Here is a 7,776-nt window from a genome sequence, read left to right as displayed (position 1 = left end):
GTCTCCAGCGGGATACCGCCCCGGTAACGGAACCGCCGGCAAGACCGCCGGCAAGGGGGAACCGCCGGCAGCGGGGGATCGCCGGCAAGGGGGGAACCGCCGGCAGGGGGGATCGCTGGCCCCGTCCGTACCTTGGACGGGGCCAGCGACGGCCACCGAGGTCAGCCCTGGCGGGGCGGGGAGGTCATGGCGAGGCGTACCAGGACGCCGTCGGGTCCGCTCCTGATGTCGATCAAGTCGGCGAGTTCCCGGGCCAACCAGAGACCCATTCCACCGTTCGCGGACGGCCGGGGACGGGAGTGGGGAACGGTCAGCGGATCGGCGAGGCCGGAGCCACGGTCCTGGATCTCGCAGACCAGGTGCTCCGCCCGCCACAGCCGTATCTCGCCCCGGCCGCCACCGTGCCGTACGGCGTTGGTCATCACCTCGTTGATCGCGGTCACGAAGTCATCGAGACGTGGCCCGCCGAACCCTGCCGAGAGGAGACACTCGGTCAGTGATCGGCGTACGTCGGCGACCCGCACGCCGTCAAAGTCGTCCTGAAACAACAAAGGGCCATGCTGAGTATCCGTCCGTTGATGGTGCAACGGACCGTCCGTCATGGCGCCTCCAAGGTCACCGGACCCGTCAGGGTACAGCGGACGGTACCCACTCGTGGCGATGTCAATCAAAGACGGCAGAGCCATCCCGCATCGGCGACCGGATTCCGCCGCCGATCACCGGCGCCACCAGCGCCGACAACTACGCACTGTTGATCGCACCGAGCAGTGCGTAGGCGGTCTGCTGGCCACCGACGTCGCCGTGCGACCGGACGAAGGAGTCCGCCCGCAGGTTGTGAACCCGGCCGGCCTGGAAATGGTAGACGCCGCCGACGTCCAGGAGTTCACCCCCGGGCTGGACGACCTCGGGAGTCTTCAGCGCGCCGTTGCGGCCGAGCCCTCCGTACGGGTCGTTCTCGTCGCCCAGCCCGGCGCCCGCGTGCCGGGCCAGCCGGGAGGCGGCGGCGTACGCCAGGCCGACCGCGCGGTCGTTGACCGTATGCGTGATCAACATCGGTCCGGTCAGTCTTCGGCTGGCCAGCAGCGGCCGGAAGAATCCGTTCTCGCCCCGGCCGTTGAAGTTGGCGGCGAAGGCGTGGTGGCTGAACGCGGCCTGCAACAGGGTGCACGAGTGCAGGCTCGGGTGCCGTACCGCGGCGGCGGAGACGGCCCGGGCGCCGAACGAGTGACCCGCCAGGTGCAGCCGGGCCTGCGGGGCCGTCGTGGCCAGCGCGGACAGCAGCGCGGCGATGCCGCCGGAGCCGACCTGCCCGGCCCGGTCCTTCATCGTGTAGTAGGTGGTGATGTTCAGCAGGCCGCGCGCCCGGCGCAGCACGTCGTCGAGGCCGAAGCCGAACCCGGCCGCGCCGCCGGCGGACCGCTGCTCGGGCGGGCCGACGTCGAATCCGGCCGCGCCACCGGACCGCTCCGGCAGGCCGAAGTCGACCTCGGGCCCACCCGCCTCCGCGAAGACCTCCTCCGGGTCTCCGGCGAGGAGTGCCGCCGGTGGCGGATCCTCGTCCACCTCTGCGCCGCTGTCCTCGGCGCCGCTGTCCTCGGCGCCGCTTCCGGAGGCGCGGCGGCCTTCGGCGCCGCTGTCCTCGGCGCCGACTTCAGAGGTCAGCCTGGCCGGCGCGGTCGGGACCTGCTCACGCAGGGCGTCGAGGAACTCCCGTCGGGCCTGGGCCGACCCGGTCAGTTTCGGCACGAGCCGGGCGAGCCGCGCCGCCCTGGTCGGATCCTCGATCCGTTCCGCGATCGCATCGGTCAGGGCGGCGGCCTCGTCGCCGAACCCGGCTCCGCCGCCGGCCACCTCGTCCTCGTCGGACCAGCGGATCGACGGCCAGAGCACGCCGATCACCACCAGGGACCGGGACGCCGCCGACGGGACCGCCGGGCGTACCGCCGCCATGTTGTCGGTCAGCCGGAGGTAGAGCCGGCGGGCCTGCGGGATGTCGTTGTTCCAGCCGTGGCAGAGGACCAGGACGTCCGTCGGCCCGGTGGCGGCGACCAGGTCCGAGGCGGCCCGCCGCTGGTTCTCGTCGTGGATCGCGCCGGTGGACTCGATCTCCACCTCCGCGTACGGAAACCGCATCTCACCGCTCCATCCCGAATGGATCAGACCGATTGCAGGGCGCGCATCGCGTCGACGAGTCCGTAGCCCTGGAACGAGCGGTCCCGTCCGAGGCTGGTCGCGGACTCCAGCAGTACGCGTTTGACCCGGCGGGGATGTCCGATGAACTCCTGGTGCACCGACATGAACGCCGCCGCGACCCCGGACACGTGCGGGGCCGCCATCGAGGTGCCGGAGTTCTCCACATATGTCGCCTCGGGTACCCCGGCGAGTGCCCGCTCCAGCAGTTTGCCGGTACCGGCGCTGATCACGCGTTCGCCCGGCGCCACCAGGTCCGGCTTGGCCCGACCGTCGCCGGTGGGTCCCTTGGAGGAGAAGTAGGAGACGCCCGAGGCGTGTGGCCGGCAGGACGTCGCGCCGACCGTGATGGCCAACTCGGCGTTGCCCGGATCGTTGATGGTCAGGTCGAACGCCGTCCGCATCCGCCGACCGCCGGCGTCGATGACGTAGCCGTAGCCGGTGTTGCCGGCCGCGACCACCACCACGACGCCGGACTGCACCAGCCGGTCGACCTCCCGGCAGATCGGGCTGAGTCCGGTGGCGAACCAGGTCGGGTCGAACGGGTAGCCGACCGACAGGTTCACCCCGTGTACGAGCAGCTCACGGCCGTGGTCGTTGAGTTCCTGGATGTACTCCAGCGCCGCCAGCACGGCGGCCATGTCCCCGGAGCCGTCGTCCCGGAGGACCTTGCAGGACAGCAGCTTGCAACGCGGCGCCATGCCACTGATCGTCCGCAGGTGCACCCGCTCGCAACGGGTGTCACCGGCGTCCGGTTGGTACCAGGTCGCGGCCGTCAGTGGCGGGGCGGAGTCGTCGAGGATCTGCTCGCCGGCCAGGATCCCGGCAACGTGGGTGCCGTGCCCGGCCAGGTCGACCACCGCCTCGTCGTCACTGCCGCCGACGAAGGACCGGTGGGCCAGCGGTGCGGCCAGGCCCAGGTTGTCGTGCCGGTGGAAGTGCGGATGGGCGGCGGCGATGCCGGAGTCGAGCACCGCCCAGACGAGGTCCTGGCCGTACGCGTTGAAGGCACGGTGCGCCGCCTGACACTTGGTGGTGACCACCGAGCGGTGGATCAGCGGCTGGATCTCGAAGTTGGGCCAGATCCGGTGGATGGACCAGCGCTGGGCGGGCCCGCTGACGGCCGGCGGTGACACCTCGTCGACGGTCCGTCCCGGCCGGGCGCCAGCCCCGCCGTCCTGTTCGGTCTCCGCCTCGGCACCGGCGTCCGCGTCGGCCGCGTCGGTGGCGTCGGCGGCCACCAGGGCCCGGATCTGCCGCGCCGTCAGGGCGCTGCTCACGTACGAGCCGATCGGCCAGACCGGGGTGTCGGGGCCGGCGATCTGCACGATGAGTTCCCGAACCCGGGCCTGCGCCCGGGACACCCCGCCGGGGTGCCGGGTACGCAGTTCGATCACCACGCCGATCGGCTCGATGCCCGACTCCCGCATCCGCTCCTGCAACGGCCGGGCGATCACCGAGTCGGTGACCAGACTGGGGGAGGTGGGCACCGGTGACAGCGGCCCGGCCCGGTCGCCGCCGTCCGCGTTCTGCTTCGCCGATCCGAACTCGGCCGGCAGCGGCTCCGCCGGACGTCCCGGCTCGGCACCGTCCTGATCCAATGGAATCCTCCCGTGACTTCCGGACTATCGTTTCCGCACGCCAGGGCCGGATGGAAGTGGCGGACGTGGATTTGACAGTCGGCTTCGACCCTGCCCAGTGTGCGGCCCGGCCGCCACCGTTCCGGGGCGAACGGACCGGCGGCGGCCGAGCGGAGCAGATCAGCCGAGCGGAGCAGATCAGCCGAGCGGAGCAGATCAGCCGAGCGGAGCAGATCAGCCGAGCGGAGCAGATCAGCCGAGCGGAGCAGATCAGCCGAGCGGAGCAGATCAGCCGAGCAGTTGGCGGAGCAGGTCTACCTGTCGGGGAAACTGGAATCCCGCGCCACCCTCGTGACCGTTGTACGGCCACACCGTGATGTCCTTCTGCTCCGCCGCATAGTGGTTGTACGCGGCGAAGACGGTCGACGGCGGGCAGATGGCGTCCATCAGGGCGACGGAGAAGAGCGCCGGAGCGGTGGCCCGGCTGGCGAAGTTCACCCCGTCGAAGTAGCTCAGCGTCCGGAACGCCTGCTCGACGTCGTTCCGGTGCGTCTTCAGGTACGTCACCAGCTCCTGGTACGGCAGCGCGTCGGTGATCTCGGTGGCCCGGCGGTAGTGGCAGAGGAACGGGACGTTGGGAAGTACCGCCGCCAGTCCGTCGACCAGGCCGGCGACGGCGATGCTGATCCCGCCACCCTGGCTGGTCCCGCCGACCACCACCCTGTCCGGATCGACCCGGGGATGTGCCCTTGCGGTGTCCACGGCCCGAACCGCGTCGGTGAAGACCCGGCGGTAGTAGTACGCCCGGGGGTGGGTGAGCCCACGGGTCATGAAACCGGGGGTCTGCGGCAGGCCGACCGGATCCGGGTCGGGAGTGTCACCGACCAGGTAACCGTTGCTGCCCTGCCCCCGGGTGTCCATCACCAGGTGGGCGTAGCCGGCGGCGCTCCAGGTCAGCCACTCGTGCGGCAGGCCGCGCCCGCCGCCGTACCCGATGTAGTCGACGACGCAGGGCAGCGGCCCGGTGCTGTCCCGGGGGAGCAGGAACCAGCCGCGTACGGGTTGTCCGGCGAATCCGGAGAACGTGACGTCGTACACCTCTACAGTGGACAGGCCGGCGTCGTACGGGGTGAACTCGGCCGGGCTGCCGGCGTCCCGCGCCTGGTGCAGCGTGTCGGCCCAGAAGTCGTCGAAGTCGGTCGGCTCGTCCCGATCGGGCAGGTAGTCGCGCAACCGGTCCAGTGGCCAGTCGACAAGCATGGCCCGTTCCTTTCGTTCACGGCTGGGCGTCACGCTGGTGACCGGCCCGACACGCAGCCGGTGTGGGTGGCCCGGCGTCGAGCCGGTGGTCCGTGGCCCGGAGGGTAGCGCCTGAACGATCCGGTCAGCCTCCGGCGGTCGGTGTGACCATCGGCACTTCGGCGCCCGGGGACGGCCTCAGACCGGCGCGATGCCGTGTTCGGCGTAGCTGCACCGTTCCCCGGCCTTCGCGGCCACCGCGGTGAGGATCCGGCGGACGAGCCGGCCGGGTCCGTACCCGTCGAGGTCCTCGACGGCGACGAAGCGCCATTCGGTGATCTCGCCGTCGACGAAGGCGATCCGGCGTTGGTTGTCGCCGTCGAGCGGCCCCGCGTCGAAGACGAAGAGCAGCCAGTCTTCCTTGTCGTCGTCGGGTGCCCAGTCGACCACCAGTACCGGGCCGACATCGACGGTGAGACCGAGTTCCTCCTGGATCTCCCGGATGCAGGCGGCGCGGGGTGACTCGCCGGGCTCGGCGCAACCGCCGGGGATGTCCCAGTGCTCCCGGTACGCGGGACGGACGAGAAGCACGCGGCCCTCGGCATCGAAGAAGAGGGCACCGGCGGCGACGTTCGGGGTGGCCGCGGATGGCATCTCGGAAGCCGTCACAACGGCAGCGTAGACCGGTCATCGACCGGACACGATGAGCATCGGACGGTACCGCTCACCGACGCCCCGTCCAGTCGGTCACGCCGGTGGCGCCGACCGGAGCAGTACGTCGGTGAGGCGTGGACCGGAGGGCGACTATTCGCCCCGCTGGGGCTCCCGGTCGGGGTCTTCGACCTCGAACGGGGTACGGAGTCGGCTCATGGCAGCCCGGCTCACGTCGGTGGTCTGCCGCTGTTCCTCACCCGGCTCCGCCCCTGTCGGGTCGACGAAGAGGTTCGAGTGTGGCACCGTCACATCGGTCAAAGTCTGCTCCAGGTATGCGTCTGCTCGCATGATTCGCGCGGATGCGCCGCTCACCCACCGGCAGACGCGAACGGGGGCGGAAAGCGACCAGGCTGGATCCGGCCGTGGCCGGGACACCGTCTGTTCCGATCGCCCCATAAGCGTACCCCGAGCGGTTGGTTGACTATGGTGCACGGGCGGAGATCGGATGCGGGTAGACTCGGTTGCGCAGCCCCTGGCTCCGGTCACGGCCTGCGTCTGATGTCGGCTACCACGCGCTGCGACCGAATGGTCAGCGCCGGAATCGGGCCGACCCCTTCCAGGTTCGGAGACTCGATGGCGGCACGCCGCCCCCGCAAGACGACTTCTGTCCCATCCACCACTTCCGTCGCCCGGCCGGCAGCCGGAGACCAGACCGCGCCCGGACACCCGGCTGCGCCGACGACCTCGGCTGCGCCGGGGACCACGGCTGCGCCCGGGACCCGGACGGCGGCCGGCTTCGCCGATCTCGGCGTACCCGCCGCGCTCGTCGCCGCGCTCGGTCGGGTCGGCATCGACGCGCCGTTCCCGATCCAGACCGCGACGCTTCCGGACGCGCTGGCCGGGCGTGACCTGCTCGGCCGTGGCCGGACCGGCTCGGGCAAGACCTACGCGTTCGCCATCCCGCTGCTCGCCCGGCTCGCGGCCGCCCCGTCGGCGTCGCGCCGGCCCAGCCGGCCACGCGCGCTGATCCTGGCACCCACCCGCGAGCTGGCCACCCAGATCGAGGCGACTCTCGCGCCGCTGGCCGCCGAGTTGTCCCTGCGTACCCTGACCGTCTTCGGCGGGGTGAGCGCCCGGCCGCAGGTGAGCGCGCTGCGGGCCGGTGTGGACATCCTGATCGCCTGCCCGGGTCGGCTCGCCGACCACGTCTCGACCGGCCACGCCGTGCTGGACGCGATCGAGATCACGGTGCTCGACGAGGCCGACCACATGGCCGACCTGGGCTTCCTGCCGGTGGTCAAGCGGCTGCTCGATCGGACCCCGGCCGGTTCCCAGCGGCTGCTCTTCTCGGCGACCCTCGACTCCGGTGTCGACGTCCTGGTCCGTCGCTACCTCAGGAACCCGGTCACGCACAGCGTCGACTCGGCGGCGTCCCCGCCCGCCGCGATGACCCACCACGTGCTCCGGGTACGCCCCGACGACCGGCTGCCGGTCCTGATCGACCTGGCCGCCGCCCCCGGCCGGGCGCTGGTGTTCACCCGTACCAAGCGGGGCGCGAAGAAGCTGACCAGCCAACTGGTCGCCTCCGGCGTACCCGCCGTCGAACTGCACGGCAACCTGGCGCAGAACGTCCGGACCCGCAATCTGGCGGCGTTCTCGTCCGGCCACGCCGGCACGCTCGTCGCGACCGACATCGCCGCGCGCGGGATCCACGTCGACGACGTGGCACTGGTGATCCACGCCGACCCGCCCGCCGAGCACAAGGCCTACCTGCACCGGTCGGGGCGAACCGCCCGGGCCGGGGCGAGTGGCATCGTCGTCACCCTGATGACCGACGACCAGGTGGCCGACGTACGCGATCTGACCAGGCAGGCGGGGATCAACCCGAAGATCACCCCGTTGCGTCCGGGTGACTCGCTGCTCGCCGAACTCGCTCCGGGCGAGCGCCGCTTCACCGCACCTCCGGTGCTGACGACGCCGGCCGCGACCGGTGGTGGTCGGGGCCGCGCCGCGACGGGGCGTACCGCCTCCACCGGCGGCCGGCGGTCCGCGACGGGCGGTCGTGGCACCGGAACCGGTGACCGGCACGCGGCGGCCGGCGACCGCCGTGCCG

Annotated in this window: 7 protein-coding genes; 1 reads left to right on the top strand and 6 read right to left on the bottom strand. The window is 71.7% G+C overall.

The genetic code is table 11. The features are described from left to right. Positions 1 to 161 precede the first annotated feature (161 nt). The 6 genes from I0C86_RS20910 to I0C86_RS20885 form a co-directional block, all read right to left on the bottom strand. Positions 162 to 551 (bottom strand): ATP-binding protein, encoded by a 390-nt coding sequence (locus I0C86_RS20910; protein WP_230394504.1) that lies wholly within the window; start codon positions 549 to 551, stop codon positions 162 to 164. A gap of 190 nt (positions 552 to 741) precedes the next feature. Continuing rightward, positions 742 to 2,133, bottom strand: coding sequence for a hypothetical protein (locus I0C86_RS20905; protein WP_196202959.1), 1,392 nt, complete (start codon positions 2,131 to 2,133; stop codon positions 742 to 744). A 23-nt stretch (positions 2,134 to 2,156) separates the two neighbouring features. Continuing rightward, positions 2,157 to 3,791 (bottom strand): S8 family peptidase, encoded by a 1,635-nt coding sequence (locus I0C86_RS20900; RefSeq protein WP_196202958.1) that lies wholly within the window; start codon positions 3,789 to 3,791, stop codon positions 2,157 to 2,159. Between the two features lie 267 nt (positions 3,792 to 4,058). Next, positions 4,059 to 5,030 (bottom strand): acetylxylan esterase, encoded by a 972-nt coding sequence (locus tag I0C86_RS20895; protein ID WP_196202957.1) that lies wholly within the window; start codon positions 5,028 to 5,030, stop codon positions 4,059 to 4,061. A gap of 177 nt (positions 5,031 to 5,207) precedes the next feature. Continuing rightward, on the bottom strand, positions 5,208 to 5,678 hold the full coding sequence (locus I0C86_RS20890) for an NUDIX hydrolase (RefSeq protein WP_323373757.1): 471 nt from the start codon (positions 5,676 to 5,678) through the stop codon (positions 5,208 to 5,210). Positions 5,679 to 5,813: 135 nt separating this feature from the next. Continuing rightward, positions 5,814 to 6,011, bottom strand: a complete 198-nt coding sequence (locus I0C86_RS20885) for a hypothetical protein (RefSeq protein WP_196202956.1) — start codon at positions 6,009 to 6,011, stop codon at positions 5,814 to 5,816. A 285-nt stretch (positions 6,012 to 6,296) separates the two neighbouring features. Between I0C86_RS20885 and I0C86_RS20880 the strand changes: the two genes are divergently transcribed. Beyond that, the coding region (locus tag I0C86_RS20880) for a DEAD/DEAH box helicase (RefSeq protein ID WP_196202955.1) at positions 6,297 to 7,776 on the top strand (1,480 nt) is incomplete at its 3' end.

The organism is Plantactinospora alkalitolerans (assembly GCF_015690345.1).
GTDB lineage: Bacteria > Actinomycetota > Actinomycetes > Mycobacteriales > Micromonosporaceae > Plantactinospora > Plantactinospora alkalitolerans.
This window is presented reverse-complemented; position numbering and strand designations above follow the sequence as displayed.